Below are 25,138 nucleotides of genomic sequence, written 5' to 3'. Positions count from 1 at the left end.
CTGAAGCGAAGGACCGTGCCGTGGTGGACGCAATCACCAGTCTGATCGACCTCCAATGGCTGGCCGTGCTTGTGCTCTACGGCGCATTGGCCGGTGCTTATCTCGTCGTGGTGCCTCTGGGGCTGTTGTTCTGGATGCAGCGGCGCTGGACCCGCATGGGCAAGATCGAGCGCCTGGTGGTGTATGGACTGGTGTTCCTGTTCTTCCCGGGGATGATCCTGTTTGCACCCTTCCTGAATTTCCGTCTGCAGGGTCAGGGCGAGGTCTGAACGGTTGACACGTTTCAAGGTTCTGTTGCTGGGTGGCCTTGTTCTCGGCCTGGGCGCCCTCGGCTATGGCGCATTCAGCGCTGCGGGTTTCGAAGGAGCCTCGGCAGGCATTGCCGCTGAGGCTGTTCTGATCGTGGTGGTGGTCGTCTGGACTGGCTCTTATTTGTTGCGCGTGGTCACCGGCCGCATGACCTTCATGGAGCAGCGTCGTCGCTACCGCCAAGCCTATGACCAGGTGACCGACGCAGAGCTGCAAGCGCGTTTCGATGCCCTTAGTGAAGCGGAGCAGCAGGCGTTGTTGGCGCAGCTTGAGGCGGAATCCGCGTCAGGTTCTGAGGATGCTCATTGAACCGTAGGCTCCCGCAGAGCTTCAGGCGTGGCGTCCCGCCATCCACCCCACCATGACCCCATCTGCGATCGCATCCCGCTTCCAGGCGCTGAAGCACGAGGGGCGCATGGCCCTGATGCCATTTCTGATGGCCGGAGACCCGGATCTGGAGGTCACCGCCGAGGTGCTGCTCAGTCTTCAGGAGAGCGGTGCCGACATGGTGGAGCTCGGCATTCCCTACAGCGATCCCCTGGCGGATGGCCCCGTCATCCAGGCCTCGGCCCATCGGGCCCTGGCGGCCGGCACCACGCCCGATCGGGTCCTGGACATGTTGCAGCGCCTGAGGGGGCGGCTGACCCTTCCGGTGATCCTTTTCACCTACAGCAATCCGTTGCTCAATCGCGGCCCTGAACGCTTCTTTGCTGATGCCGCTGCCGCCGGCGCGGCTGGCTTGGTGATTCCCGATCTGCCCTTGGAGGAAGCGGAGCGACTTTCGCCTCTGGCGGCCCAGCACCAACTGGATCTGGTGTTGCTGGTGGCACCCACCACGCCGGCTGAGCGCATGCGCCGCATCGCCGAAGCCAGTCGCGGCTTCACCTATCTGGTGAGCGTCACTGGTGTGACCGGTGAACGCAGCAATCTTGAACAGCGGGTGGCGTCGTTGGTGACGACCCTGCGGGGATGTTGTCCGATTCCCGTGGCGGTGGGGTTTGGGATTTCCGGCCCTGAGCAGGTGAGGCAGGTGCGTGAATGGGGTGCCGACGGAGCGATTGTTGGCAGCGCGTTGGTGAAAAGAATGGCGGCGGTGGAGCGAAGCTCCGCCGCCGCTGAAGCGGGTGCGTTCTGCCGGCAGTTGCGAACCGCTGCCGGTTGAGGATCACTCCTCGTCTTCGTCGCTGCCACCGACGGGCACGAGGCGGATCTGTTTGCGACCCAGTTTGATCTCAAACTCATCGCCCGGCTTCAAGTCGAGCAGCTGGGTGTAGGCCTTGCCGATCAAGAGATTGCCATTGCCTTGAACCGTGGCGATGTAAGAAAGCTTGCGGCCACCTTTGCCCACGCCGGCACCAGCACCGATGCCCAGGTTGACGCCCTTGGCTTCGAGCAGGGCTTCATAGAACGCCGTGAAGTTGAGACGCTCGCCACCATCCTTCTTGTCCGAGACGTAGCCACAGGCGCGCACAAGGTCGGACTTGCTGACATCGCCGAGCTCTTTGACTTTGTTGAGAAGGTCGCTCCCAGTGAGCATGATCGTGTGTGAAGAGATCAACGGACCAAACATAGCGTTCACTCTTGAGGTTGTGCCAATCCTCCTGATTTATTCTGTGGATGCTGGATTGCACTGCACTGATGGCTCGATTTGTTCTTTGGGGCACGTATTGCGAGAATGCACTGGAGAAGCGTGCGCCATTTCGTGAGGAGCACCTGGCCAGGTTGGCGTCATTGAAGGATGCCGGGGTGTTGATCACCCTGGGCCCCACGGAGGGCAGCACGCACGTGTTTGGAGTGTTTGAAGCGTCGACGTCCGAGCAGGTGCGCAACCTGCTGGAAGAGGATGTGTATTGGCGTCAAGGAATCTGGACGGCTCTGGAGGTTTATCCCTGGACCCAGGCCTTCTGAGCCTGGTCCCAGATCCACTCGGCCACGCGTTGATCACCATTGGGGCCCAGCACTTCGGCATAACCTCCCATCTGGCCGATCCCTTCCCGGGCGATGCGGGCGATCGCATCGGGATTATTCAGCTGGCGTTGCTCCAGGGCGCGGAGTTTCAGCGTGCGCCCACGCCGAATGATGTTGCCGCCATGGGGGTGGCAACCGGCGCAGTGATTGTTGAACAGTTGCTCTCCATCGGCAGCGCTCGCCGGCAGAGCAGGACTCAGCAACCAGATGGCGACGGCAAGAATCAGGGCGCCGATCCGGTTGATGCGTGCCATCAAGGTCGATCCATTCCAAGGGGATCCTTCATTGTGCGCCAGCGGTGAGCTGGGAGCGCTGGTAGCGCAGCACGAGATCCTTGGGGGAGCGATAGCTCTGGGGCAGACAGGTGTGCAAACGCTCCAGGTAGTCCCAGCAGATGGTGCGTTGGATCGCCTCCAGCTCTCTCCCCTCCGACACCAGGCGGCGCAGGGCCTGGCAATAGCTTGAGAATCCAGCCTCCAGTTCACCGATGGTCAGAGATCTGCTGGAGGTTGTCATGGTGATCCTGTGAGCACCCTGTGACTTTCAGGGCAACGCCTGCGATCCGTCTGTTGCCAGGATCACGAGAGTGCACAACTCAGGCGTTGGCGGAAGCGGATCTGCAGCGATTTCTCGACAAGGTCGCTCAGTTGAATGCCCTGGTGGCGTCCCTGGAGGCGCAGCCTGATCGGCGTCAACGCTTCGCGGCCTGCACAGATCACAATCAGGTGGTGCAGTTGGCCCGCGATTGGGGATTTGAGATCGGCCGCCGCTGGGGTGAGAGAGCGGAACTCCCAGGGTGTCCCTCGGACAACCTCCTGGCGCACCCCATTCCCTGCGCGGGTGCCGAAGCCGTGCTCGATCTGCAACGGGGAGAGGGGTGGCGGCTGCAGTTGATTCACTCCTGCGACTACGCGAGCCCCGATGGCTTCTGGTACGACCAGGACGAGCATGAATGGCTCCTGGTGCTGCGGGGCAGTGCCCGACTCCGCTTCCGCGAGCCCGAGGAGGAGCGTGATCTCAGCGTGGGGGATGTGCTGGTTCTGCCGCCCCATCGCCGCCATCGTGTGGAGCGGACGGATCCTGAGCCTGGAACGCTGTGGCTGACGCTGTTTTGGAGGGATCCGTCGCCGGAAGGTGCCGAATCGCGGCTCGCATGACCAGCCAGTAAGCGCCGGCAAGGGAGATCGAGGCAATCCCCAGCCCCATCAGCAACTGGGGTTTGTCTTCCGAGCCTGCCGGTAGCACGATCACTTTCCGGGCGACTGCGGTGAGGGCAGTGACCAGAACGAGCTCCAGCTGCACCACATGGCGGCGCAGGTAGCTGGTGACGTTCTGCAGCACCTCGAGGGCGATCAGCACGGTGAGGAGGTCGCCGAGCACCTTGATCAGGCCATCGCCCAACCAGGAGGTGCCGCCGGGGTTGATCAGTGAGATCAGCACCTGTTGGATCAGCTGGATCAGGGAGGCGGCGATCACCACACAGGTGACCACGGCGAGCACCTTGGCGACCAACCGTTCAATCGTGTCAACGCTGTGCAGAAAGGTGGGGAGAGACCGTCTGGAACGGGGCACGGAAGGGTTCAGTTGCTGAAGGGGTCGTAGTACGGGCGAGCCGGTGTATCACCGGGGGGATTCACGATCTTGGTGTTGCAGCTGATGGAGCCATCCGGCCCTTCGACGCAATCGGTGGGCACCACCGTGCTCTCTTTGCCCGTGCGGCTGTTGGGCCCGAGCAGCCAACCCTCGGTCTGGGCCATCAGGGGAGTGGGGGCCAACAGCTGTAGGCCGGTGACCAGGCTGAGCATCAGACCTCGGAAAACCAGCAGCGTCGGGGAACCGGACACGGGCAAAGGAGCGATTGCGCCCATCCTGCCGTTGATCCCCCTCAGCTGACACGATCGTCGCGGATCTCCTGCAGGAGGAGATCCAGCTGGCCGAAGGGATCGGCTTCCGGGTTGAGGTCGTCGAGGCCTTCCACCCCAGTGCCTCTGTTCTGGGGGTTGGCAGCCCATTCCGCCTCGATTGCGCACAGACGGCCGGCCAGACGCGAAAGACCGCCATGGCGATGGTCGCGCTCAAGCACTTCCAGCAACGCTGGCATTCGTGTGGATGTGGCACGGAGGCTGCGCCGGAGATCGGCCTGGGTGCGTCCCTGCTGCTTCAGCCAATCTTTGAGCAGGAGGCTCAGCTCCGTTTCGAACGTTGTGTTCCAGCCCGTCATGGCCGATCCCTGGGAAACCATTGATCCAGTTTGCGTTGGGCTCGCTGGCGGATGCTGTCGGTGACGTGATTGCGGTGCAGACCGATCAGGGCCGTGAGGGCCACCAGGTCATCACTGAAGCCAGCCACCGGCAGCAGATCAGGGATCAGATCGGTGGGCAGCAGCACATAGGTGAGGGCCGCGACCATGGTGAGTCGCACCTGGGGCGGTGTGCCCGGATCCAGCACCAGTTCCATCGCCTCGAGAGCCGGGCGCGCCAGGGCGCGGCCGGCCCGGCGCAGCAGGCGTCGCAGCAGCCCTTGATCAATCACCTCGCTGTCGATCACTTCCGCCTCGATGACGTCGTTGCCGGAACGGACCTTGGCCATGGCGGAAGGGCGATGGAACCCATTCACTCTGAGGCGAAGGCCCGTGGCCGGCGAGGGAGGGGAACCGCCCCGAACCGAACCCTCCCCTTGGAGCTCTCTGGTCAGACTGCGCTGCTCACGAGGCCCTGCTGGATGCCGGTCTTGCGCAGCTTGCGCAGAGCCCGTTGCACCACCTGGCGGCAGTATTCACGGCTGCAGCTCATGTGACGGGCGACTTCAGCCAGGGTTCGCCATTCATGACTGCCATCCAATCCGAAGCGCAGCATCACCACCGTGCGCTCCTTGGGAGTGAGATTGGCCTTCTCCAGCAGCGTCCAGGCGGAGGCGGTGCGCTCGGCGATTTCCGCCCGCTCCATCGGCGGCAATTCATCACTGGGAAGCACATCCACCAGCTCAGATGGATCGGCTTTGGACTTGACAATTCCCTGCAGACTCACCGTGACGCTACGGAGTTCACAGGCGAGCAGATCTTCCACTTCACTGAGGGGGATTTTCATTGCCTCCGCCAGTTGTTCCGGGTTGGCTGGCTGGCCATGCTGCTGCATCAAGCGCGCTTTGGCGGCCCGCAGTTTGGTGAGCTTTTCGTTCACATTCACGGGAATGCGGATGGTGCGGCTCTGGGTGGAGAGGGCTCGGTTCAGGCCCTGGCGGATCCACCAGTAGGCATAAGTGGAAAAGCGGTGGCCACGGGTGGGGTCGTATTTCTCGACGGCTCGGGTGAGGCCGAGCGTTCCTTCCTGGATCAGATCGAGCAGATCGAGGCCCTTGCCCTGATAGCGCTTGGCCAGATTCACCACCAGCCTTAGATTGGCGGTGATCATCTGATTTTTTGCTTTCTCGCCGCGCTTGATCACGCGTTTTTCATCCTCGCTGTAGTCGCAGGCCGGGCCTTCTCCTCCCGCAAGCATGCAGCGGTCGGTGATCGCCACCATCGCCTGCACCTTGCGGCCCATGGTGAGTTCCTGCTCCGGAGTGAGCAGTTGATGGCGACCGATTTCGCCGAGAAAGGCACTGAGGGAACTCACCATTGCTGACTCCGGGTTGACGCTTGTCTTTTTTGAACCTAGAACGAAAACCTTTTGTCTTTGCGAGTGTAAGAAAGACTGCGGAATTTATACTTTGTACGAAGTTCCAGATTGCTGCATTATTCAGGTTTGCTTTTGTTTTCCTGTTGGCGCTCCTGCGTGGTGTGACCGCGACAACCCCGCGCCCTCGCTACCCTCAGCGCCTCTGATCTGCTCCCATGCCTCTGGCCACCCTGTTGACCCCCGCGGTCGCCAAAAGCGCCGGCGTGGCGTATGTGCATTACCTGAGCTTCATGCTCTGCTTCGCCGCCCTCGTGGTCGAGCGACGCCTGCTCCGTCCTGATCCCGATCGGCGTGCCGCCACCGCAATGGTGATCACCGACATCATTTACGGCCTGGCAGCCCTGGCCCTGCTCGTGAGCGGCATTCTCCGGGTGCTCTACTTCGGCCAGGGAAGCGCCTTCTACACCAGCAATCCCCTGTTCTGGTGGAAGGTGGGGCTCTATCTCTCGGTTGGTGCCCTGTCGCTCTACCCCACCATCACCTACATCCTCTGGGCCATCCCCCTGCGCAAGGGGGAGCTGCCGAAGGTCAGCGACGCCCTGGCCACGCGTCTGGGCTGGATCATCAACGTGGAGCTGGTGGGATTCGCCTTCGTTCCCCTCCTGGCCACGCTGATGGCCCGCGGGGTGGGGCTGCCGGCGGCGTGATTGCCGATCCATGCCCTCCGGCCCAGGAGGTGCGAGGTCTTGCTTTGGCCGTTCAGCCACCGGAGCGTCGAGGTGCTCCGGGCTACGGCGACGCCCTGGCCAGCACGGTGAAGGGACCTCCCGTCCTCCCCCGCTGGTGTGTCTGGTTGGAGCCGGCCCGCGGCGTCAGGCCCGATCGCTGGGAGACGCGTTGGCTTCAGGCAGTCGGTGCGGCTCTGGCCACCTGGGGAGAGGTCGTGCCGATTGTCCGTGTGGATGATCCCGATCGAGCCCAGGTGCGCCTCGAGCGCCGCCGGCCGCCCTTGCGTCAACTTGCGGCGGGGTGGCGGGCCAGCAATGGCCGCAGTCTGCTCAAGGTGGTGGAGGTGCAACGGTTGGATCGCTGGCGCCTTGAGCCGCAGGTCACCGTGCTCGTGTCTCCGGAGTTGCGCGGTCCCGTGCTCCAGGCCACGGCCCTGCATGAACTGGGCCATGCCTTCGGGCTCTGGGGCCACAGCTCCGATGCGGGTGATGTGATGGCGGTTCATCAGGGGCGAGAGCCCCTGTTGCAGTTGAGCGAGCGAGACCGCCTCACCCTGCAGTGGTTGCATCAGCAGCCGACTCGCTTTGGCCTGCCGCGTCCCGCCGGGGGGCGCCGCGACGATCAGCCAGCACCTGCTGCACCTGGCGCCAGCTGACGCCGTGGTGGGCGAGGGCCACCTGCAGATGGAAGATCAGGTCGGCGGCTTCGCCAGCGATCTCGGCGCCGTTGTCGTCTTTGCAGGCCATCACGAATTCGGCGCTCTCTTCGCCGATTTTCTTGAGGATGCGGTTGTCGCCACCCTCGAGCAATGTGTTGGTGTAGCTCCCGGCTTCGGGGTGATCACGCCGGCCTTCGATCACCCGCATCAGCTCGGTGCACACATCCGCGGGGGGGGGCGCGGCGTCGGCGCCTCCGGCACTGGGCAGCGGGCCGTCGTCGTAGAAGCAACTGCGGGCGCCCGTGTGGCACGCCACATCGCCGACCTGCTCAATCGTGAGCAGCAACACATCAGCGTCGCAGTCGTAGCGGATCCCCCGCAGGGTCTGACGATGCCCGCTGGTGGCGCCCTTGTGCCACAGCTCCTGGCGGGAGCGGCTCCAATAATGCACCTCGCCGCTGGCGAGGCTGCGCTCCAGCGCCTCCCTGTTCATCCAGGCCTGCATCAGCACAGCCCCGTCCAACCAGTCCTGGGCGATGGCAGGGATCAGGCCGGCTGCGTTGAAGCGGAGCTGGTCGATGAAGGATGGGGGCAGGGGCGGCATCGGATCGGCCAGAGTGATGCAGATGTAGACAGGACGATCCTCCCGCAGCGTGCGCCCTGTCCCGTTGTGATGCCGTCTCCGATGTCGTTACCTCCCGCCGGTTATACCTGCAGCAAGCATTTCGAGGGCTATCCCTGCTGCCATCGCCAGTGGCGTCATCCGGGCCACTGCCATTTCGTGCACGGCTACAGCCGAAGTTTCACGTTTTGGTTCGCGGCCAGCGAGCTGGATGCCTATGGCTTTGTGGTGGATTTCTCCAGTCTTCGCTCCTTGGAAGCGCGTCTGCGCGATCAGTTTGATCACACCTTTCTGGTGAATGCGGATGATCCACTGCTGACTGATTGGCAACGCCTTCACGATCAGGGAGCCCTGAACCTGCGCGTGATGCGCAATGTGGGGATGGAGGCCAGCGCTGAACTGCTCTGGGGCTGGGCGAATGAGCTGCTGCAGGACCGGGATGGCGGTCGCACCTGCTGCTGGAAGGTGGAGGCCCGGGAGAACCGGGCCAATGCCGCCTGTTATGAGGCGCAACCGGAGTGGTTCGCCAGCGGTGCTCAGCGCAGCACCAGCCGCTCCTGATCCACCTCTACCTGCACCGTGGTGCCATCGCTGAAGCGTCCGGCCAGGATTGCCTTGGCGATCGGTGTTTCCAGTTCACGCTGGATCGCCCGCTTCAGGGGCCGAGCGCCATACACCGGGTCGTAGCCGGCATTGGCGAGCCAGTCGGTGGCCCCAGCGCTGATGCTGAGGCCGAGTTTCCGATCGCTGAGGCGCTGCCGCAGTCGCTCCACCTGGAGGTTCACGATCCGGTGCAGCTCCTCGCGGCGCAGGCTGTGGAAGATGATCGTTTCATCGAGCCGGTTGAGGAACTCGGGCCGGAAGTGGGCCCTGAGGGCGTCATTCACGCGCCGCTCCATCTCGCTGTGCTGGCTGTCATCACCGCCGAGATCAAGGATCGACTGGCTGCCGATGTTGCTGGTGAGGATGAGCACCGCGTTGGTGAAATCCACGGTGCGGCCCTGACCATCGGTGACGCGCCCGTCATCGAGGATCTGGAGCATCACGTTGAACACGTCGGGGTGCGCCTTCTCCACCTCGTCGAACAGGATCACCGCATAGGGGCGTCGTCGCACGGCTTCGGTGAGCTGGCCACCGGCTTCGTAGCCGACATAACCCGGAGGCGCCCCGATCAGGCGGCTGACGCTGTGCTTCTCCATGTACTCCGACATGTCGATGCGCACCATGGCGTCTTCGCTGTCGAACAGCTGGGCGGCCAGCGCCTTGGAGAGTTCGGTTTTGCCGACGCCGGTGGGGCCGAGGAAGAGGAAGCTGGCGATCGGCCGATGCGGGTCGCTGAGGCCGGCGCGGGAGCGCTGGATCGCATCGGCGACGGCCGTCACGGCCTGCTGTTGGCCAACGACCCGTTCGTGCAGCTGGTCTTCGAGACCGAGCAGTTTCTCCATCTCACTCTGCACCAGCTTCGCCACGGGGATGCCGGTCCACTTGGCGATCACCTCGGCGATGTCGTCTTCGGTGACTTCCTCCCGCAACAGCGATTTCTCACCGTTGCTGCCGCCATCGTCGCCGGCGAGGGCCGCCTCCTTGGCACTTAACTGCTTCTGCAGGGTGGCCAGGGTGCCGTATTCCAGCTCGGCGGCCTTGTTGAGGTCGTAATTCCGCTTCGCTTGCTCCACCTGCAGCTGCACTTTCTCGATCTCCTCCTTGAGGGCCGAGAGTTCATCGATGGCCCCTTTCTCCTGCTGCCACTGGGCATTGAGGCTGCTCTGTTGTTCAGCCAGTTCGGCGAGTTCCCGCTCCAGGCGCTCCAGCCGTTCCTGGCTGGCTGCATCCGACTCGCGGCCCAGGGAGAGTTTTTCCATCTCCAACTGCAGGATTTTGCGATCGATCTCGTCGATCTCCTCCGGTTTGGAGGTGATCTCCATCTTCAGGCGGGCGGCGGATTCATCCACCAGATCGATCGCCTTGTCGGGGAGGAAACGATCGGCGATGTAGCGGCTGCTGAGAACGGCGGCGGCCACCAGGGCGCTGTCGGCGATGCGCACGCCGTGGTGCACCTCATAGCGCTCCTTGAGACCGCGCAGAATCGAGATCGTGTCTTCCACCGTGGGTTGATCCACCAGCACCTGCTGGAAGCGCCGCTCGAGGGCGGGATCCTTTTCGATGTGCTGGCGATGCTCATCCAGGGTGGTGGCACCGATGCAGCGCAGTTCACCGCGGGCGAGCATAGGCTTGAGCAGGTTGCTCGCATCCATGGCGCCACCGGTGGCACCGGCGCCCACCACGGTGTGGATTTCGTCGATGAACAGCACGATCCGCCCTTCAGAGGCGGTCACCTCCTTGAGCACGGCCTTGAGTCGCTCTTCGAACTCACCGCGATATTTGGCACCGGCGATCAGGGCGCCCATGTCGAGGGCGATGAGCTGGCGGTTCTGCAGGGCCTGGGGCACATCGCCATTGACGATCCGCTGAGCGAGCCCTTCCACGATCGCCGTTTTCCCCACGCCGGGTTCGCCGATCAGCACCGGATTGTTCTTGGTGCGGCGGCTGAGGATCTGGATCGTGCGCCGGATTTCCTCATCCCGGCCGATCACCGGATCAAGCTTGCCATCGCGGGCTGCAGCCGTGAGATCCCGACCATATTTTTCCAGAGATTCGTAGGTGCCTTCGGGGTTCTGATCGGTCACTTTCTGGCTGCCGCGCACAGCGTCAACGGCGGTTTTCAGACCTTGAGCATCCACCCCGGCCTGGCTGAGGAGCCGTTTGCCGCAGCGTGGATCCTCGGCCAGGGCCAGCAGGAGATGCTCGATGGAGAGATAGCTGTCGCCGTAGGTCTGCTTGAGCCCGTCGGCCCGGTCGAATAGATCGCTCAGGCCTTTGCCGAGATACACCGATTCGGGTGGACTTTGCAGCGCCGCTTGTTGATTCAGGTGGGTGTCCACTGCGCTGGTGAGCGCTGGAGGTGAGACACCGGCCTTCTCGAGGATGCGCGAGGCCAGCCCGTTCTGCTCCAGCAGCGCAAGCAGTAGGTGTTCGGTTTCCAGTTGCTGATGGCGCCGGCTCTGGGCCAGCTGCTGGGCCGACAGGATCGCGGCCCAGGCCTTTTCGGTGAACTGTTCGGCCGTGGGTTGCATGGATCTGTGTTGTGCTCACCAAACCGTATGAACGGCGAGGTGCCCTGGGGAGCGGAGAACCGAATCCATTCCGTTCGGTCTCTGCGACAGCCTGCGGCTAACCGGTCTCGCTCGGTAGGGTCAGCCGAATCTTCAGGGAGGCAGGGGAGCAGCCATGGCTGAGACGGATGCGGTGGATCCTGCTGTGGTGTCGGCGCTGGTGGAGCAGGTCAGGGAGCGTTATGGCTCCTCACCCCAGGACCCGGAGCGCATGTGCTGGATGGTGGTGCACGAACATCACCATGGCGCCATGCCGACGGAATACGACATCAGGGAGGTGGATGAAGCGCTCTACCTGGCGGTGTTGGCTCGCTTCCGCTGAATCCTGCTGGTGGCGAACCATGCGTCGATCGCCTCGCAGCGGGCATCGTCCTCAAGGTCTTGGTGATTGATCGCGAAGCCGTAGCGCAGGGCCAGGGCGATCAACCCCTCCGCATCCTGAACCTGATGGCAGTCGCGCCGCAGCGCGGCGCTGTGCTCCACGGCATGAACAAACTCTCGCAGCGACTCACGACTCATCGGCCCCAGCCCCGCTCCGCTTGCTCCTCCACGAAGGCCGCCACGTCCGCGATGTCTCGCTCACTCAGCTTGCTGGCAAAGGCCGGCATCGCATTTTTGCCGTGTTCGACCTGGTCTTCGATCGCTTCGAGGTGATCGCTGCGGTAAGCCGCAAGGTGGGCTTGCAGGTCGCTCTGGCACAGGGTGCGGCTGGCCCGAATCACGTTGCCGCCGCCCATGTGGCAGGCGGCGCACTGGGCTGAGAAGACCTGACTGCCGTTCTCGAGATTGGCCGGCACCGGGTCTGTCGGCCTGAGGGCCTGGGCTGGGCTGCCGCCTAGCAAGCTCCAACACAGGAACAGCAGCACAGCAAGAGTCAGGCCGGGCAGGGGCAAGGCGTTGCGTCGCGGCTGAACCAACCCTATCCAGACCCTCGCCAAAAAAAAGCCCGGTGGTGATTCGATCATCACCACCGGGTCTGGAACTTTGAACGGATCGGCTGGCCGATCACTCCACGATGACTTTGCCAACCATGCCAGCACCACGATGGGGCTCGCAGTAGTAGTCGTAAGTGCCGGCGGTCGTAAAGGTTTCTTCCCAGGATTCGCCGGGGGCGAAGGCGAGATCGGAGTGGCTCAGGTCGTCATGTCCCTCGAAGACGGCATTGTGGGGAGCCATCTTGTTGTTCACGAACTTGACGGTGTCACCGGCTTTGATCGTGACGGTGCTGGGTTCGAAGGCGAGCATGCCGGAATCACTGCCCAGCTTCACTTCCACGGTGGCTGCATTGGCCGAGGCGATGCCGAGGCCGAACACGAGGATCAGGGCGAAGCAGGCGGAAATCAGAGAGCGGAGACGGGACATCAACGCGTGATCAAAACTGGACGCAATCTTAACGCTGATCAGAGGCGTCCACGCCGAGGCAGGCCCGAATCCTGAAGCACGGCGTCAAGGTCGGGGGCATGGCTGCGGCCACCGAAGCGCTCCGGCTGGCTGACCGGATCGTGAATGAAATGGCGTTGGCGGATCGAAAAGCGATCCCAGGCGTTCACTTCGATCGGCAGGATGCGGATCAGGGTCTCGATCAGCCAGGGCCAGAGGGGAATGCCGGGGGTGCGGGCCACGCCGCGCCAGCGGCAGAGGCTGGCCACCGCCTCGTTGACCCCGAGGGCGGCCTGCCCCATCACGATGCGCCGCACCGGGCCTTGCCCCGGCTCCGGATTGGGCTGGTGCGGTGTGGTGGCGAGATGGCCACAGATCGCGGCGATGTCGGCTGCGTGGATGAAGTGGAAGCTGGCATCAGCCCGGAGCCAGCGGGCCAGCCACAACCACTTGCTCGCTTCGGTCAGTCCTTCGGTGAGGTAGCTGGTGGGAAACGGACTGCTGCCATCCACCCGACCCCCGAATACCAGGGTGGGAAACACGGCCACGATCTTCTCGGCCAGGGGATGCTGCTCAAGATCGCGCAGGCATCGGGCCTTGGTCTGGATGTATTCGGTGCCGTAGGCAAGCGCCTCGGGCAGCGGCTGGAGGTGGCGATCGAGGATGCTGGCCGTGGAGAAGTAGGTGATCTGTTCGATCTGTGCCGGACTGAGCAGGGCCAGGAGACGTTTCACCGCCACCACATTCACCTGCTCCGCCCGTTCCGGATCCCCCCAGGCGGTGGCGGTGTGGATGACGCGGTTCACCCCGGCGAGATCGGCGGCGAAGCGATCGGTGTCCCGCAGGTCACCCACCAGCAGGCGCACCCGGGGGTGATCGGCCGCGATCGCCGTGAGCTTGGCAGGATCCCGCAACCAGAGCAGCAGTTCGGCATCACTGTGTTCGAGCAGCCAGGCCGCTGTGTATTGGCCCACGCAGCCGCTGGCGCCGGTGATCAGGATGCGCGAAGGCACGCTGGAGTGTTGAGGGTCGCCGCTCAAGCCAGAGCTCCGAGCCGCTCCATCACCGATTTGCCCGCCTCAAAGAAGGCGGCCCCGTTCTCCTCCGGGGTGCCAGGAAGAATGCCGTGGCCGAGGTTGAGGATGTGGCGCCGGCCGTGCGCCTTGCGCACGCAGTCATCGATCCGATCGCGGATCGCTTCCGGCGTTCCGAACAGCAGGCCGGGATCCACGTTGCCTTGCACACCGAGGTGTTCGGGCAAGCGAGCACAGCCATCGGCCATGTCCACGGTCCAATCGAGCGACACGATGTCCACACCGGTGCGGCCCATGCGCTCGATCACCCCGGCACTGCCGGAGATGTAGAGGATGAAGGGGGTGTCGGGGTGGGTCTGCTTGACCCGATCCACCACTTTCTTCTGATAGGGAGCGGCGAAGGTGTCGTAATCGGTTGGACTGAGCTGGCCGGCCCAGGAATCGAACATCTGCACCACCTGGGCACCGGCATCGATCTGGTAACAGAGATAAGTGGCGATCGACTCAGCGAAGTGATCGAGCAGTTGATGCAGCAGTTCGGGTTTGCGGAAGGCCATCGCCTTGATCACCGCATAATTCTTGCTGCTCTTGCCTTCCACCACGTAGGCGGCCAGCGTCCAGGGCGCACCCACGAAACCGAGCACGGTGGCTTGATTGCCCACGCTTTGCCGCAGGCGACCCAGCACCTCACCCACAAAGGGCAGCGACTCTGCGGGCTCCAGCGGTTGCAGCGCCTTCACCTGCTCGATCGTGCGGATCGGCGCGTTGATCTGGGGACCCTTGCTCTCGATGATGTCGAAATCGATCCCCATGCCTGGCAGGGGCGTGAGGATGTCGGAGAACAGGATCACGCCGTCGGGCTTGAAGGCGTGGAACGGTTGCATCGAGATCTCGTAGGAGAGATCGGGATTTTCCGAACGTTCGCGGAAGCTGGGATAGCGATCGCGCAGGTCGCGGTAGATCTTCATGTAGCGGCCCGCCTGGCGCATCATCCACACCGGCGGCCGCTCGACGACTTCACCTCGGGCGGCACGGAGCAGCAGGGGGAGGACGTCGCTCATGAATGCGGTCGGATCAAGCGGGCAACCTACCTGAGAGAACCCGCCACTCCCGGCGTGGTCAGGCCGAAGCCGGTGGGTTCGTCACATCGCTCTCGCCGGCCAGCAAACTTCGCTTCGGGTCGTGACGGAACACCATCACGCTGAGGGGGGGCAGGCAGAGGTCGAGCGAGTGCTCATAGCCATGGATGCTCCACTCATCGGTGGGTTTGCCGCCCATGTTGCCGAGGTTGCTGCCGCCGTATTGCGCCGCATCAGTGTTGAAGATCTCCTCGTAGAAGCCGGCAACCGGCACTCCCACCCGGTAGTGGGAATGGCTTTGGGGCGTGAAGTTGGCCACCACCACCAGCCAGCTGCCACCGGCGCTTTCGCGACGCATGAAACTGATCACCGAGTGGCGATTGTCGTTGCAGTCAATCCACTGGAAACCGTATTGATCAAAGTCGTCCCGCCAGAGGGCGGGTTCGGCTTTGTAAAGCGCATTGAGGTCACCCACCAGCCGCTGCAGGCCTTGATGGGGTTCGAACTGGAGCAGATCCCACTGCAGATCACCCCACACGTTCCATTCGGCGCGCTGGCCGAATTCCATGCCCATGAAGATGGTCTTCTTGCCGGGATGGGTCCACATGTAGGCCAGAAGGGCACGGGTGTTGGCGTATTTCTGCCAGTCATCCCCCGGCATCTTGTGGAGAAGATGACTCTTGCCGTGCACCACTTCATCGTGGCTGAGGGCCAGCATGAAGTTCTCGGTGTAGTTGTACCAGATCGAGAAGGTGATGTTGTTCTGGTGGAACTGGCGGAACCAGGGATCGAGCTCGAAGTAATCGAGCATGTCGTGCATCCAGCCCATGTTCCATTTCAGGTTGAATCCCAGACCGCCAATGTCGGTGGGTTGGGTCACCATCGGCCAGGTGGTGGATTCTTCAGCGATGGAGAGGGCACCCGGGAAGTGCTGGAACAGCACGTGATTGGCCTGTTGCAGGAAGCGGACCGCTTCGGTGTTTTCCCTGCCGCCATGTTCGTTCGGCAGCCATTCACCATCGGGCCGCAGATAGTCGCGGTAAAGCATGGAGGCCACCGCATCCACCCGAATGCCATCGATGTGGAACTGGTCAAACCAGAACACCAGGTTGGCCACAAGGAAGTTGCGCACTTCGTTGCGGCTGTAGTTGAAGATCAGGGTGCCCCACTCCTTGTGCTCACCGATACGGGGATCAGCGTGTTCGTAGAGATGGCAGCCGTCAAAGAAGGCGAGGCCGTGGCTGTCGCGCGGGAAGTGACCCGGCACCCAGTCGATGATCACGCCAATGCCTTCCGCATGGCAGCGATCCACGAAGGCACGGAATTCATCCGGGGTGCCATAGCGGCTGGTGGGCGCATACCAGCCGGTGACTTGGTAACCCCAGGAGCCATCGAAGGGATGCTCCGTGATCGGCATCAGTTCGATGTGGGTGAAGCCCCGTTCCTTCACGTAGGGGATCAGGCGATCCGCCAGCTCCGGGTAGGTGAGCAGACGGGCGCCCGGTTTGAGGTCGGCGGCGGGCACGGGGGGTCGGGCCGTGCCATCGGCCTCGATGAAGGGCTCCTCGGCTGAGGCATGGATCCAGCTGCCCAGGTGCATCTCATACACCGCAATCGGCTGGTCGAGGGGATTGCGGCTGTCCCGCTCCTGCATCCAGCGCGCATCGCTCCAGTCGAACCCATCCAGGTGGTTCACAACCGAGCTGGTGGCGGGGCGCACCTCGTGCTGGAAGCCGTAGGGGTCGGCCTTCTGATAGCAGTGGCCGTCCTGGGTGCGGATTTCGTATTTGTAGAGCTGGCCTTCGGCCAGACCGGGAACAAACAGTTCCCAGATGCCACCCAGACGTTGCTGCATGGGGTGGTGGCGCCCGTCCCAGCTGTTGAGGTCAGCGATCACGCTCACGCTGCGGGCGTGCGGGGCCCAGAGGCAGAACATCACCCCGTCCACCCCGTTGATCTGGGTGCGGTGGGCTCCCATCCGCCGCCAGATGTGGTGATGGTTGCCCTCGGCGAAGAGATGGCGATCCATCTCCCCCATCCACTCGTCGCGGAAGGCCCAGGGGTCGTGCTGCACATGCTCGATGCCACCCCGGCTCACCTGCAGTTGGTAGGCGTTGCCGGGGTTGTGGGCACATTCCGCCTCGAACAGCCAGGGGTGGTGGAGCGTCTGCATCGGCAGGCGTTGACCGTCGAGCAGGAGCTCGACCCGATCGGCTTCGGGCATCCAGGCCCGCACCACCCAGCGGTTACCCTCCAACGGCTGGGGTCCCAGAACGGCAAAGGGGTGGTCATGGCGGCATTCCGCCAGACGCTGACCGTCCTGAACCATCCAGTCGAGAACGGTGCTGGTCATGCCGGCCAATGCTTGATTGGCCGGGAGCTTAAGCGGAAAAACCTGGCAGCCAACCACCGTGGCGGCCCAGATCGGGCTCAGACCAGATCAGCTGAGAAATCCACGTTGATGATCCGGCCCTCACGGTTGAAGATCACGAACAGGTTGTCGGTCACCTTGCCGAATTCGATCGTGACCAGCACCAGTTGCTGCTCGCCGCCCTGACTGGCCACCAGCGCACTCTTCACCCGCTTGACGCCACCCAGGGTGCGTTTCAGCTTGGTCCACTTCCGCTTCAGATCCTGGGGGGTCAGTTCCTGCTGGAACTCCAGATCGAGGTAGTAGCGGGCGGCAATCCAGCGACCGGCATTCAGATCGTTCACGAACTTCAGCGCCGTTTCCTCGATCGGCAGGGTGGTGCCCACCCATTTCCAGGCCACCAACTTGCCGCTGTCGTCGAGCACCAGCAGCAGCGGCACCTCGCCTTTGCGCGTCTCCACCACGGCGAAGGCCTCGACGGTGGTGTCATCCATGCCGCGGGAGATCTCGCTGATCCGATAGGAGCTCACCCGGGGATTGCTGTTCAGGCGCTGCTGCACGGCCTCGATGCTGGTGCTGTTGCGCAGGGGATCGGAGAGGCCGTTGTAGATCGTGGCGCCGTTCTTCCCCTTGATGGCTTCCAGGAGCGTGCGGGCAGCCTCATTGGCCTGGGCGGCCGTCAGGCTGGTGCTGGGGGCCGTCGATGGCATCGCCGGAGCCTGGGCGAGGGCTGGTGTGCCCAGGGCCACGCCTGTGGTGCCGGGAAGCAGCGCTCCGAGCGGGGCACTCAGGGCAACGGCAAGCAGACGGGCGGCGGTGTTCACGGGTGACTGAGGCGAAGCTGGCGCCCAGTTTGCCGGAGGTTCAGCGGCTTGGGGCAGGGATCAGGGGCAGGAAGCGCAGGCGCGCGCTGTCGCTGCGGATCGTGATGGTGATGATCCGGCAGTGGCTGCTCGGCGGGCCGCAGGGATGCTCGGTGTGGCCAGGGTTGATGGCGATCGCCGGCCAGGCGGCTCCGGCCAGGGAGAGGCGCAGGCGATCGCCGGGCTGGAGCTCCGCTTCCAGGGCTTGCAGTTCCAGCCGCTGGTTCTGGGCCTCAAGGGCGGCGGCGCCCAGCCGCCGGCTCACGCCGGTGCTCAGCTGTTCGACAGCATCGGAACCGGCGGGGCAGACCGAGAGGGCAGCGCAGAGGTCGAACCCGGGTTGATCAGCCCAGGCGATCAGTTCCAGCTCGGGACGGCCTCGCAGGCGGTGGCGTGATTCGAGTGGGGGGCTGGTGAACGTGACCACATCGTTGCGGGCATCCAGACTGCGTCGATCGCAGCGACCCGACGAGGCGCTCAGGTGGCCGCCGACCGCCGGCACCGGTCGCCAGGGGTCATGGACGATGACCACCGGCGTGGCTGGGGGGGAGGTCGGGCGCGCAGCGACGATCCTCAGCTGACCCACCCTCGGGTCATGGCTGCTCAGGGCGTTGCCCCACAGCTCCCAGCAGCCCCCCTCGGCCCGATCCGCGACGCCGTCGCCCCAGCGCTCCAGCCGCTGGTCCCAGAGATGCACCTGTTGGTGAGGGGTGGGATGGGGATCCGCATCGATCAGATGACGCTTGAAGAAGCGGCGATGCAGCTCCTGCACCTCAGGCCACCACTGCAGATGGGTGGCCGGACCGATGTGCAGCTCCGGCTCGCCTCCCGCGGCGAGGCTGCGGGCCTGAAGATCCAGCACGCCGCGGAGATGGGGGTCCCACCAGCCGCCAATCAGCAGCATCGGCCTGGCCAACCAGCCGGGCGCCGGCGAATGGATCGCCCATCGCTGGCGTTCCTTCGGGTCTTCGCTCAGCCAGCGGTGCGCCATCCCCTGACGATCGTGCTGTGCCAACAGGGCGCGTCCCTCGCGGAGATAGCTCCCCGTTTCCAGGGCGCTTCGGATCGTGTCCCAGGCCTCCGCATCACCTCGGCGAGCGGCCTGGAGCGCCGCCAGCTGCAGGCCCCAGCCCAGGCCGAGATGCCACCAGTGGGCACCCCCTTCGCAACTCCAGTGGTCCCGCTCATCGAGGCCGGTCATCGCCGGGGCCAGGCAATCGGGGGGTGGCACGCTGCTGTCGCCCACCAGTTGGCTGAACCCTTGATAGGAGAAGCCATACAACCCGATGCGGCCGTTGCAGTCCGGCCGGCATCGCACCCACGCCAGGGTGTCGGCGGTGTCGGCAGCTTCCTGGGCGAAGCCGCGGAACTCTCCCTCGGACTCCCCCTGGCCGCGGACGTCCTGGACGATCACCAGATAACCCTGTGCAGCCCACCACTGCGGGTGGGCCAGGGTGACGCTGGAGGCGATGGCGCGACCGTAGGGCTGGCGCATCACCAGGGCCGGCCAGGGTCCTTCGCCAGGGGGGCGCCACACCGTGGACTTCAAGCGGATGCCGTCGCGGCAGATCAGGTCTGCGTCTTGGCAAGAACCGGGCCCGGATGTGCGCTGGTCAGCGCACATCCGGGCAGTAAAGACCGATCACGTAGGTCACAAGGATTTCGGCGTCCTGTTGGCTGAGATTGCGCTGCTTGGCGACGGCACTGATCGATTCGACTGAGGTGGCCGAGATGTTCTTGGCATTGAGAGCTTTGAACTGCTGGCACATCGCCCGGGCTTCCCCGGGGTTGCGCTTGACGCTTTCGAGCAGCGTGGATTCCTGGGCGAGGCTGGCGGGGGCGGCGATCGATGCACCCAGGAGTGCCGCCAGAGGAAGAATCAAGGAGAGGTGGCGCATGGTGCCTCCTCCATTCACTTCCTGCATTTCAACCCCGCCGGCCCGGGGCCGGCAGCGGGTCATGGTCAGTTCGTCGGTTGCCAGCGGCGTGCCCTCTGAATCCAGCGTTGGGCCACGGCCAGATCCACCACCGGTGGGCGACCGGTGCGCAGCTGGCGCTCCAACCGGCCGGTGCGGGTCACCACATCCTGGGGGCTGGCAGCCGCCAACGCCGGGATCGTCGCCAGGCCCGCATGCATCAACAGGGCCGCATCGGCTGGTGCCAGATCGAGATCGCAGACGAGGGCTGCGATGCCCTGCAGGCGGCGCAGGTTGCGGGCCGTGGCGCGGCCTCGACGAGCCAGCTGACTCAAGGCCTGGTCGTCGAGGGCCCGAAGAGCGCTCCAGCCCGTCAGGCCCGCCGCTTCGATCACCCGCCGCTCCTCCCGGAAGGACGCCGGCAGATCGGCGAACGGGCCGTCATTTCGGGTGCGTGCCGGCATCGAGTGCTCAAGCCGCTGACTGGGGAACCACCACCACCTCCCCCACTACCACTGGGGTGCTGCTGCCCTCAGGGCCGGGTTGGAGCTGTCGCAGTCGGATCACCACCTTCTCACCGTTGCGGCCTCCGCTGCGCAGGTTCGCCGCCAGTTGGGCCAGGGTCGGTTCGATCGCCTCCTTGGGGATCCCGGCCGGTGCCTGGGCGACGACCAGATCGTTGCCGTTGTCGAACACTACAGGAGCCCGCACGGCTCCCTCCACGATCACGGGAGGCTGGTAGCTGACGCTGAAGGCCCAGCAGCTCACCGCCAGCAGCAGGGTGAAGCTGGTCACCCCCACGAGGCGAAAGCGCACACCCCAACGGGCCCCGAACGCGACCAGCGTCAGCAGGGCAAAGGCCAGGCCGCTCCAGGCCAGCCATCCGATCGCGCGGTCGAGGAGGTCGGTGAGTGGCATGGGGCTGGTGCTTCCAGGGGGAGAGCGTTATTTTGCGCTCGCCCCAGAGAAGAGTGTCGGCGTTGATGGGGAGGGGCGTGAGATCGCAGACCCTGTCGCGCGTGTTCCTTGGCGGTGGGTTGGTCCTGCTGGTGGGCGGAGCGACCGCGTGGGTCGCTCTGGATCGGATTGTCGCGACGGTGTTCACGCGGCTCAAGCCTTCGCTGGAAAGCCAGTTCTCCAAGCCGCTTGGCCATCCCCTGGAGATCGGCCCTTTTCAGGGGTTGCGTCCCTGGGGCCTGGCGATCGGTCCCAGCCGGGTGCTGCCAGGGCTCAAGGATCAGTCCAAGGCCTCGATCTCGGGGCTCACTCTCCAACTCGATCCGCTGGCCAGCCTGCGGCGCTGGCGTCCCGTCGCGGTGGTCAGCCTTCGCGGCGCCAGGGTGGATCTGCGTCGCAATGCCCAGGGGGCCTACTGGGTGCCAGGGCCCTCCAGCGGCGGCAAGCCGCCCAAGCTGGATCTGCAGCTGAAGCTTCAGGATCCGGCCCGGCTCAAAATCCAGCCGGCTGGCCTGACGCTCAGCGCTGATGGTCGGGCCTCCGTGCATCTGGCCGAAAACTGGGCCGACGTCGCCCTCAAGGTGGCCCTGCCGCAGCAGGGACGGGTCAGCCTCAAGGCCCGTGGTCGTTGGGTGAAGCCCCAGTTGCATCTGCAGACCAGGCTGGAACGGGTGCGTCTGGAGCCGTTCCAGGGGCTGCTGCCCGCGACCATGCCCCTGGCCTTCCGCGGCCAGATCGGGGGTGACCTTCGCCTGAGCTGGAGTCAGGGGAGGGCCGGATGCGCCGGCGCCCTGTCTCTGGTGGGCCTGGAGGTGAGCGGCAAACCGCTGCAGAGCGCCCTGCGCAATCCCCAGTGGCGCCTGCGCTGCCGTGACCAGCGCCTCAGTCTTCCCGCCAGCACCTGGCGTTATGGCGCCTACCAAGCCAGCCTCTCCGGCCACGTGGATCTGAACCAGGCCCTCGACCTCAAGGCGGTGCTGCGTGAACCCGGCGAAGAGCGCCAGCTCACCCTGCGCCTCGATGGCCGCTGGAAGCAGCCGCAACTGCGCCTGGTGGGCCGTTGGGCCCTGCCTGCGTCGGTGCCCGTGGCGGCACCCCTCGCTGTGGATCTGCAGTTGAACGGCGACTGGCGCAAGCCCAAGGCCCCCACAGCCGTTCTGGAGCGGTTGAAGCTGGCGGGGCCAGGCCTGGCGGCCTCGCTCAGCGGAGCGCTCTATCCCGAGTTGGCGATCCGCAGCCAGCAGCTGCAACTGGATGGAGAGGCGTGGAAGCACTGGCCCCTGGTGCCCGATCTGCTCGGCACCCAGGCGCCGCTGCGGGGAGATCTGCGTCTCAGTGGCGCCACCGTCAGCCCTGAGCTGTCGCTTCGCTTCGATCAGGCGCGCAATCCCCTGCTGGAGCGCTGGTCCCTGCGGGCCGACTGGAGCGCCAAGGCCGGCGAGTTGCGGCTTGCGCACTTCCGCAGTCCGCAGCTGCAGGCCACGGCGGCCTTGCCGCTGGCCCTGGCCGGTGGCGGTCTCAAGCTCGGAGATCTGGCAGCTCAGCTCAGTCTTGAGGCTTTTCCGCTCGCTCGCGTTGGGCCCCTGTTGGGCACCACGATGGATGGCACCCTGTCCGCCTATGGCGGTGTTGGCGGTCCATTGACCGCTCTCCGCCCCGATCTGCAGCTCCAGCTCACGGATCCACGGGCCGGCACCCTGCGTTTGCTGGAAACCTGGCGTGGTCGGTTTGAAGGCCGGGTGGGTGGTGGCGGCCGGCTGCAGATGGCGTCGGTGGAGTCCCTGCTTCCCGGCCGCCTGGAGGCCAGCCTTGGCGCCAATTGGTTGCCCACCCAGGTACGCCTGACCCGCCGTCAGGGGGTGCTGAGCCTGGAGGGCACACCCGCGTCGTACCAATGGCGTGCCGATGGCATGAGCCTGGATGGTCTGGAGCTGGCGCTTCCCCCCAAGGGGCGTTTTGAGGGGCTCTATGGCCGCATCAGCGGGCGTGGCAGCCTCGGCCTGCAGCCTCTGGCCATGGATGGCTCTGTGACGCTCGACTCCCCCGGACTGATGGGGCTGCAGTTGCGTCAGGCCATCCTGCAGGCCCGCTACCGCAACGAGCGCTTTGACCTGAGCGGTGAGTTGCTGCCGCCGGATACGGGGCAGATGCTGCTGGAGGCGAAGGGACGGTTGGGCGGTGCACTCGATGCCCATCTCGAGGCCCGTGGCTTGAGTGCCCGCTGGCTCACCAGTGGAGCCCTGAGCCTGCCGCAGCTTGCAGAGGATGCACCGCCGGCTCGGGGGCGGGCCAGCGATCTTGGCACCCTCCTGATCAACACCTTCGGTGGCTCCATCGACGGTCAGTTGCGGGCCTTGCGGGAGATTCAGGCCAGCCTGCGGCAGCAGGCGTTGTCCAAGCGCAGCGACAGCCAATTCCATCCCGAAGACCTGCGCGGCCAGCTGGATGCGGTGCTCGATCTCACCGGGCCCAACCTGGCGGATCTCAACCTCGATCTGAAGGCGCGTGGCCATCTCTGGGTGGAGGGCGACGACGAGGACAGGGCGCTGCAGATCGAACCCTTCATCGCCACTCTTAACGGACCGATCCAATCCGGCGAAGGACGCTTTGCACTCGAGCATCTGCCCTTCACACTCCTGGCTCTGGTCGCCCCGGTGCCGCCGGCGCTGCAGGGGGCTCTCGGGCTCTCCGGCAGCTACCGCCTCGGCCGTGGCCTTCCTGATCTGAGCACGGATCTCCAGCTGGAGGATGCCCGGGTGGGGCGTCATCGCCTCAGCCTTGAACGCGGTCAGATCAACCTCGAGGAAGGGGCCCTGCGCCTTGATCTGGCCCTGATCAGCGATGGGGCCCAGGACCCGGTCACCGTGATCGGCCAGGTGCCGCTCGATCCCTCCAAAGAGCTGGATGTGCGTGTGGTGAGCCGTGGCGATGCCCTGCGCTTCCTGACCGGATTCACGGATGATCAGGTCGCCTGGACTGGGGGCGATACCAATCTGCGTCTGTTGCTGCGCGGCCCGCTCAGCGCCCCTGAGGCCAATGGCTTCATCGTGGTGAAGCAGGGGCGTTTCACGATCCAGAAGCAGGTGATCAGCGACCTGAACACCGCGATCGTGTTCGACTTCAACCGACTGGAGGTGCAATCCCTCAGCGCCCGCGTCGGCTCCCAGGGGGAATTGCTTGGCTCCGGCGCCCTGGCCCTGTTCTCGCCCGTACCGGAGCCAAAGCCGCTGGCGGTGACCCTTCAGAAGGCACGGATCAAGCTGCCCATCGCCGATGTGGCGGTGGCGGCCGATCTGAAGGTGCGCGGTGCCCTGATTCAGCCGCAGTTGTCGGGAGATCTGACGATCGACAACGGCACGGTCAAACCGGCTCGCTCGATGTTTGTGAAGCCAGCGTCGCTGACCGCCTCGGCCGCTTCATCGCCTGCCTCCCCGGCGACCACTGCCATGGCCCAACCGGTCACGGCCGACACCCTGCTGGAGGAAAACTGGAACTTCCAGCAGCCGCTGGTGCTGCTGGGGCCGGATGTGGAAGCGAGCAGCAGTCGCTCCCTGCGCGCCTCCCTGCCCAATCTCCCCGCGATCCGTTTCGATCGGTTCCAACTGCGTCTCGGCCCCAAGCTGCGGGTCACGGTGGAACCTGTGGCCAGTTTCAGCACCGCCGGTCGGCTCACGCTCAATGGTGCGCTCGACCCCAGTCTTCAGTTGCGGGGGGTGGTGCAACTGCTGTCCGGCCGCGTGTCGTTGTTCACCACCACCTTCAACCTCGATCGCCGCGCCCCCAACGTGGCCGTGTTCACGCCATCGCAGGGATTGATTCCCTACGTGGATGTGGCGCTCAACAGCCGGGTCTCCGACAGCATCAGTGTGGGCACCGGCAGCAACGCCGTGTCGACCAATGTGTTTGACACCAATGGCACCGGCAACCTGGGCGTTGGCGGCCAACTGCGCCTGGTGAAGGTGATGCTCACGGCGACGGGGCCGGCCGATCGCCTGGCCGACAACATCCAGCTGCGCAGTTCCCCACCGATGCCCAGGGCCCAGCTGCTGGGTCTGATCGGCGGCAACTCCCTCGCCGGCTTGACCGGTGCTGGTGGTGGTGCGGCACTTGCTGCCGTTCTCGGTCAGTCGTTGCTCTCGCCGGTGATCGGTTCCCTCACCGATGCCTTCAGTCAGCGGCTGCAATTTGCCGTGTATCCCACCTACATCACGCCTGAGGTGCAGGATGAGAATGAGCGGGTCTCCGGTCAGGTGCCGCCGCAGCTGGCCGTGGTCACCGATGTGGGCGTGGACCTCACCGATCGCTTCAATTTCTCCGTGCTGGCCGCCCCCAATCGCAACGACATTCCGCCCCAGGGAACCTTGACGTATCAGATCAGTCCCAACCTCAATCTCTCCGGTTCGGTGGATACCCAGGGCACCTGGCAGAGCCAGTTCCAGGTGTTTGTTCGCTTCTGAGCCCC

At 64.7% G+C, this 25,138-nt stretch carries 30 protein-coding genes and 1 pseudogene; 10 read left to right on the top strand and 21 right to left on the bottom strand.

Features of this window, described 5'->3' with window-relative positions; translation table 11 throughout:
* The first annotated feature begins 23 nt into the window (after window positions 1-23).
* Genes SynRS9909_RS09180 through trpA form a run of 3 tightly spaced genes read left to right on the top strand, consistent with a single transcriptional unit; the run spans window position 24 to window position 1,471 of the window.
* Entirely contained in the window at window positions 24-269 is a 246-nt protein-coding gene (locus tag SynRS9909_RS09180; RefSeq protein WP_116431407.1) for an NAD(P)H-quinone oxidoreductase subunit L, read from the top strand.
* Window positions 270-273: 4 nt separating this feature from the next.
* Window positions 274-618, top strand: coding sequence for a DUF3007 family protein (locus SynRS9909_RS09175; protein ID WP_007102028.1), 345 nt, complete (start codon window positions 274-276; stop codon window positions 616-618).
* Window positions 619-670: 52 nt separating this feature from the next.
* On the top strand, window positions 671-1,471 hold the full coding sequence (gene trpA / locus SynRS9909_RS09170) for a tryptophan synthase subunit alpha (protein ID WP_038001214.1): 801 nt from the start codon (window positions 671-673) through the stop codon (window positions 1,469-1,471).
* A 3-nt stretch (window positions 1,472-1,474) separates the two neighbouring features.
* Here trpA and SynRS9909_RS09165 read toward each other — a convergent pair whose 3' ends face one another.
* A complete protein-coding gene (locus tag SynRS9909_RS09165; protein WP_038001919.1) occupies window positions 1,475-1,846 on the bottom strand; it encodes an AbrB family transcriptional regulator in 372 nt (123 codons plus the stop codon).
* Between the two features lie 101 nt (window positions 1,847-1,947).
* Here SynRS9909_RS09165 and SynRS9909_RS09160 point away from each other — a divergent pair, with 101 nt between their 5' ends.
* Window positions 1,948-2,217, top strand: a complete 270-nt coding sequence (locus SynRS9909_RS09160) for a YciI family protein (protein ID WP_038001920.1) — start codon at window positions 1,948-1,950, stop codon at window positions 2,215-2,217.
* Here SynRS9909_RS09160 and SynRS9909_RS09155 read toward each other — a convergent pair.
* Together SynRS9909_RS09155 and SynRS9909_RS09150 are read right to left on the bottom strand one after the other, a co-directional pair.
* A complete protein-coding gene (locus tag SynRS9909_RS09155; RefSeq protein WP_007102032.1) occupies window positions 2,193-2,531 on the bottom strand; it encodes a c-type cytochrome in 339 nt (112 codons plus the stop codon). The genes SynRS9909_RS09160 and SynRS9909_RS09155 overlap by 25 nt on opposite strands.
* A 28-nt stretch (window positions 2,532-2,559) precedes the next feature.
* Entirely contained in the window at window positions 2,560-2,793 is a 234-nt protein-coding gene (locus tag SynRS9909_RS09150) for a DUF3136 domain-containing protein (RefSeq protein WP_007102033.1), read from the bottom strand.
* Window positions 2,794-2,813: 20 nt separating this feature from the next.
* Between SynRS9909_RS09150 and SynRS9909_RS09145 the strand changes: the two are divergent.
* Window positions 2,814-3,332: pseudogene (locus SynRS9909_RS09145) on the top strand (Nif11 domain/cupin domain-containing protein); the annotation flags it as partial.
* On the opposite strand, the gene SynRS9909_RS09140 reads toward SynRS9909_RS09145, so the two are convergent.
* From SynRS9909_RS09140 to SynRS9909_RS09120, 5 genes are all read right to left on the bottom strand, one after another.
* Window positions 3,295-3,849: a phosphate-starvation-inducible PsiE family protein gene (locus SynRS9909_RS09140; RefSeq protein WP_038001217.1), complete on the bottom strand. Its 555-nt coding sequence runs from the start codon at window positions 3,847-3,849 to the stop codon at window positions 3,295-3,297. The pseudogene SynRS9909_RS09145 and the gene SynRS9909_RS09140 overlap by 38 nt on opposite strands.
* An 8-nt stretch (window positions 3,850-3,857) precedes the next feature.
* Window positions 3,858-4,082, bottom strand: coding sequence for a hypothetical protein (locus tag SynRS9909_RS09135; RefSeq protein WP_240307827.1), 225 nt, complete (start codon window positions 4,080-4,082; stop codon window positions 3,858-3,860).
* A gap of 80 nt (window positions 4,083-4,162) precedes the next feature.
* On the bottom strand, window positions 4,163-4,498 hold the full coding sequence (locus SynRS9909_RS09130; protein WP_007102038.1) for a hypothetical protein: 336 nt from the start codon (window positions 4,496-4,498) through the stop codon (window positions 4,163-4,165).
* On the bottom strand, window positions 4,495-4,866 hold the full coding sequence (locus tag SynRS9909_RS09125) for a YkvA family protein (RefSeq protein WP_007102039.1): 372 nt from the start codon (window positions 4,864-4,866) through the stop codon (window positions 4,495-4,497). The genes SynRS9909_RS09130 and SynRS9909_RS09125 overlap by 4 nt, the downstream gene beginning before the upstream one ends.
* A 101-nt stretch (window positions 4,867-4,967) precedes the next feature.
* The gene (locus SynRS9909_RS09120; RefSeq protein ID WP_007102040.1) at window positions 4,968-5,894 is read right to left on the bottom strand and encodes a sigma-70 family RNA polymerase sigma factor; all 927 of its coding nucleotides are present in this window, start codon (window positions 5,892-5,894) and stop codon (window positions 4,968-4,970) included.
* A gap of 215 nt (window positions 5,895-6,109) precedes the next feature.
* On the opposite strand from SynRS9909_RS09120, the gene SynRS9909_RS09115 reads away from it, so the two are divergent.
* Window positions 6,110-6,601: a DUF2214 family protein gene (locus SynRS9909_RS09115; RefSeq protein ID WP_007102041.1), complete on the top strand. Its 492-nt coding sequence runs from the start codon at window positions 6,110-6,112 to the stop codon at window positions 6,599-6,601.
* On the top strand, window positions 6,598-7,278 hold the full coding sequence (locus SynRS9909_RS09110) for a matrixin family metalloprotease (protein WP_038001222.1): 681 nt from the start codon (window positions 6,598-6,600) through the stop codon (window positions 7,276-7,278). The genes SynRS9909_RS09115 and SynRS9909_RS09110 overlap by 4 nt, the downstream gene beginning before the upstream one ends.
* Here SynRS9909_RS09110 and hisIE read toward each other — a convergent pair.
* A complete protein-coding gene (gene hisIE / locus SynRS9909_RS09105) occupies window positions 7,172-7,885 on the bottom strand; it encodes a bifunctional phosphoribosyl-AMP cyclohydrolase/phosphoribosyl-ATP diphosphatase HisIE (RefSeq protein WP_007102043.1) in 714 nt (237 codons plus the stop codon). The two genes, SynRS9909_RS09110 and hisIE, sit on opposite strands and share 107 nt — an antisense overlap.
* A gap of 81 nt (window positions 7,886-7,966) precedes the next feature.
* On the opposite strand from hisIE, the gene SynRS9909_RS09100 reads away from it, so the two are divergent.
* Entirely contained in the window at window positions 7,967-8,464 is a 498-nt protein-coding gene (locus SynRS9909_RS09100; RefSeq protein WP_007102044.1) for a 6-carboxytetrahydropterin synthase, read from the top strand.
* Here SynRS9909_RS09100 and clpB read toward each other — a convergent pair.
* Window positions 8,440-11,037 (bottom strand): ATP-dependent chaperone ClpB, encoded by a 2,598-nt coding sequence (clpB, locus tag SynRS9909_RS09095; RefSeq protein WP_007102045.1) that lies wholly within the window; start codon window positions 11,035-11,037, stop codon window positions 8,440-8,442. The genes SynRS9909_RS09100 and clpB overlap by 25 nt on opposite strands.
* Window positions 11,038-11,191: 154 nt before the next feature.
* Between clpB and SynRS9909_RS09090 the strand changes: the two genes are divergently transcribed.
* A complete protein-coding gene (locus tag SynRS9909_RS09090; protein ID WP_007102046.1) occupies window positions 11,192-11,398 on the top strand; it encodes a hypothetical protein in 207 nt (68 codons plus the stop codon).
* Here the strand turns inward: SynRS9909_RS09090 and SynRS9909_RS09085 are convergent.
* From SynRS9909_RS09085 to SynRS9909_RS09035, 11 genes are all read right to left on the bottom strand, one after another.
* A complete protein-coding gene (locus tag SynRS9909_RS09085; protein ID WP_007102047.1) occupies window positions 11,368-11,595 on the bottom strand; it encodes a Nif11-like leader peptide family natural product precursor in 228 nt (75 codons plus the stop codon). The two genes, SynRS9909_RS09090 and SynRS9909_RS09085, sit on opposite strands and share 31 nt — an antisense overlap.
* Window positions 11,592-11,993 carry a c-type cytochrome gene (locus SynRS9909_RS09080; RefSeq protein WP_007102048.1) on the bottom strand — a complete coding sequence of 134 codons (402 nt, stop codon included), beginning with the start codon at window positions 11,991-11,993 and terminating at the stop codon, window positions 11,592-11,594. Before SynRS9909_RS09080 ends, SynRS9909_RS09085 begins: the two co-directional genes overlap by 4 nt.
* Before the next feature lie 88 nt (window positions 11,994-12,081).
* On the bottom strand, window positions 12,082-12,438 hold the full coding sequence (gene petE, locus SynRS9909_RS09075; protein WP_007102049.1) for a plastocyanin: 357 nt from the start codon (window positions 12,436-12,438) through the stop codon (window positions 12,082-12,084).
* Between the two features lie 38 nt (window positions 12,439-12,476).
* A complete protein-coding gene (locus SynRS9909_RS09070) occupies window positions 12,477-13,469 on the bottom strand; it encodes an NAD(P)-dependent oxidoreductase (protein WP_007102050.1) in 993 nt (330 codons plus the stop codon).
* A 23-nt stretch (window positions 13,470-13,492) separates the two neighbouring features.
* A complete protein-coding gene (gene hemE, locus SynRS9909_RS09065) occupies window positions 13,493-14,551 on the bottom strand; it encodes a uroporphyrinogen decarboxylase (protein WP_007102051.1) in 1,059 nt (352 codons plus the stop codon).
* 58 nt (window positions 14,552-14,609) lie between these two features.
* On the bottom strand, window positions 14,610-16,922 hold the full coding sequence (gene glgB, locus SynRS9909_RS09060; RefSeq protein ID WP_007102052.1) for a 1,4-alpha-glucan branching protein GlgB: 2,313 nt from the start codon (window positions 16,920-16,922) through the stop codon (window positions 14,610-14,612).
* A 77-nt stretch (window positions 16,923-16,999) separates the two neighbouring features.
* A complete protein-coding gene (locus SynRS9909_RS09055; protein WP_007102053.1) occupies window positions 17,000-17,764 on the bottom strand; it encodes a DUF3887 domain-containing protein in 765 nt (254 codons plus the stop codon).
* A 40-nt stretch (window positions 17,765-17,804) separates the two neighbouring features.
* Window positions 17,805-19,427, bottom strand: a complete 1,623-nt coding sequence (locus SynRS9909_RS09050; protein ID WP_186593713.1) for a CocE/NonD family hydrolase — start codon at window positions 19,425-19,427, stop codon at window positions 17,805-17,807.
* Entirely contained in the window at window positions 19,417-19,728 is a 312-nt protein-coding gene (locus tag SynRS9909_RS09045) for a hypothetical protein (RefSeq protein WP_007102055.1), read from the bottom strand. The genes SynRS9909_RS09050 and SynRS9909_RS09045 overlap by 11 nt, the downstream gene beginning before the upstream one ends.
* 38 nt (window positions 19,729-19,766) lie before the next feature.
* The gene (locus tag SynRS9909_RS09040; RefSeq protein ID WP_007102056.1) at window positions 19,767-20,183 is read right to left on the bottom strand and encodes a DUF4332 domain-containing protein; all 417 of its coding nucleotides are present in this window, start codon (window positions 20,181-20,183) and stop codon (window positions 19,767-19,769) included.
* 7 nt (window positions 20,184-20,190) lie between these two features.
* A complete protein-coding gene (locus tag SynRS9909_RS09035) occupies window positions 20,191-20,637 on the bottom strand; it encodes a Ycf51 family protein (RefSeq protein ID WP_186593712.1) in 447 nt (148 codons plus the stop codon).
* Between the two features lie 65 nt (window positions 20,638-20,702).
* On the opposite strand from SynRS9909_RS09035, the gene SynRS9909_RS09030 reads away from it, so the two are divergent.
* Entirely contained in the window at window positions 20,703-25,133 is a 4,431-nt protein-coding gene (locus SynRS9909_RS09030) for a translocation/assembly module TamB domain-containing protein (RefSeq protein WP_038001231.1), read from the top strand.
* The last annotated feature ends 5 nt before the right edge of the window (window positions 25,134-25,138 follow it).

Origin of the sequence: Synechococcus sp. RS9909, from assembly GCF_014279595.1 — a bacterium.
Classification (GTDB): domain Bacteria; phylum Cyanobacteriota; class Cyanobacteriia; order PCC-6307; family Cyanobiaceae; genus Synechococcus_C.
This window is presented reverse-complemented; position numbering and strand designations above follow the sequence as displayed.

Coding starts and splice junctions, on each gene's coding strand:
- SynRS9909_RS09035 (WP_186593712.1), bottom strand. CDS start 20,637: ATGCCACTCACCGACCTCCTCGACCGCGCGATCGGATGGCTGGCCTGG.
- trpA (WP_038001214.1), top strand. CDS start 671: ATGACCCCATCTGCGATCGCATCCCGCTTCCAGGCGCTGAAGCACGAG.
- SynRS9909_RS09040 (WP_007102056.1), bottom strand. CDS start 20,183: ATGCCGGCACGCACCCGAAATGACGGCCCGTTCGCCGATCTGCCGGCG.
- SynRS9909_RS09115 (WP_007102041.1), top strand. CDS start 6,110: ATGCCTCTGGCCACCCTGTTGACCCCCGCGGTCGCCAAAAGCGCCGGC.
- SynRS9909_RS09150 (WP_007102033.1), bottom strand. CDS start 2,793: ATGACAACCTCCAGCAGATCTCTGACCATCGGTGAACTGGAGGCTGGA.
- SynRS9909_RS09155 (WP_007102032.1), bottom strand. CDS start 2,531: ATGGCACGCATCAACCGGATCGGCGCCCTGATTCTTGCCGTCGCCATC.
- SynRS9909_RS09120 (WP_007102040.1), bottom strand. CDS start 5,894: ATGGTGAGTTCCCTCAGTGCCTTTCTCGGCGAAATCGGTCGCCATCAA.
- clpB (WP_007102045.1), bottom strand. CDS start 11,037: ATGCAACCCACGGCCGAACAGTTCACCGAAAAGGCCTGGGCCGCGATC.
- SynRS9909_RS09125 (WP_007102039.1), bottom strand. CDS start 4,866: ATGGCCAAGGTCCGTTCCGGCAACGACGTCATCGAGGCGGAAGTGATC.
- hisIE (WP_007102043.1), bottom strand. CDS start 7,885: ATGCCGCCCCTGCCCCCATCCTTCATCGACCAGCTCCGCTTCAACGCA.
- SynRS9909_RS09160 (WP_038001920.1), top strand. CDS start 1,948: ATGGCTCGATTTGTTCTTTGGGGCACGTATTGCGAGAATGCACTGGAG.
- SynRS9909_RS09090 (WP_007102046.1), top strand. CDS start 11,192: ATGGCTGAGACGGATGCGGTGGATCCTGCTGTGGTGTCGGCGCTGGTG.
- SynRS9909_RS09050 (WP_186593713.1), bottom strand. CDS start 19,427: ATGTGCGCTGACCAGCGCACATCCGGGCCCGGTTCTTGCCAAGACGCA.
- SynRS9909_RS09045 (WP_007102055.1), bottom strand. CDS start 19,728: ATGCAGGAAGTGAATGGAGGAGGCACCATGCGCCACCTCTCCTTGATT.
- SynRS9909_RS09030 (WP_038001231.1), top strand. CDS start 20,703: ATGGGGAGGGGCGTGAGATCGCAGACCCTGTCGCGCGTGTTCCTTGGC.
- SynRS9909_RS09100 (WP_007102044.1), top strand. CDS start 7,967: ATGTCGTTACCTCCCGCCGGTTATACCTGCAGCAAGCATTTCGAGGGC.
- hemE (WP_007102051.1), bottom strand. CDS start 14,551: ATGAGCGACGTCCTCCCCCTGCTGCTCCGTGCCGCCCGAGGTGAAGTC.
- glgB (WP_007102052.1), bottom strand. CDS start 16,922: ATGACCAGCACCGTTCTCGACTGGATGGTTCAGGACGGTCAGCGTCTG.
- petE (WP_007102049.1), bottom strand. CDS start 12,438: ATGTCCCGTCTCCGCTCTCTGATTTCCGCCTGCTTCGCCCTGATCCTC.
- SynRS9909_RS09130 (WP_007102038.1), bottom strand. CDS start 4,498: ATGACGGGCTGGAACACAACGTTCGAAACGGAGCTGAGCCTCCTGCTC.
- SynRS9909_RS09085 (WP_007102047.1), bottom strand. CDS start 11,595: ATGAGTCGTGAGTCGCTGCGAGAGTTTGTTCATGCCGTGGAGCACAGC.
- SynRS9909_RS09135 (WP_240307827.1), bottom strand. CDS start 4,082: ATGCTCAGCCTGGTCACCGGCCTACAGCTGTTGGCCCCCACTCCCCTG.
- SynRS9909_RS09165 (WP_038001919.1), bottom strand. CDS start 1,846: ATGCTCACTGGGAGCGACCTTCTCAACAAAGTCAAAGAGCTCGGCGAT.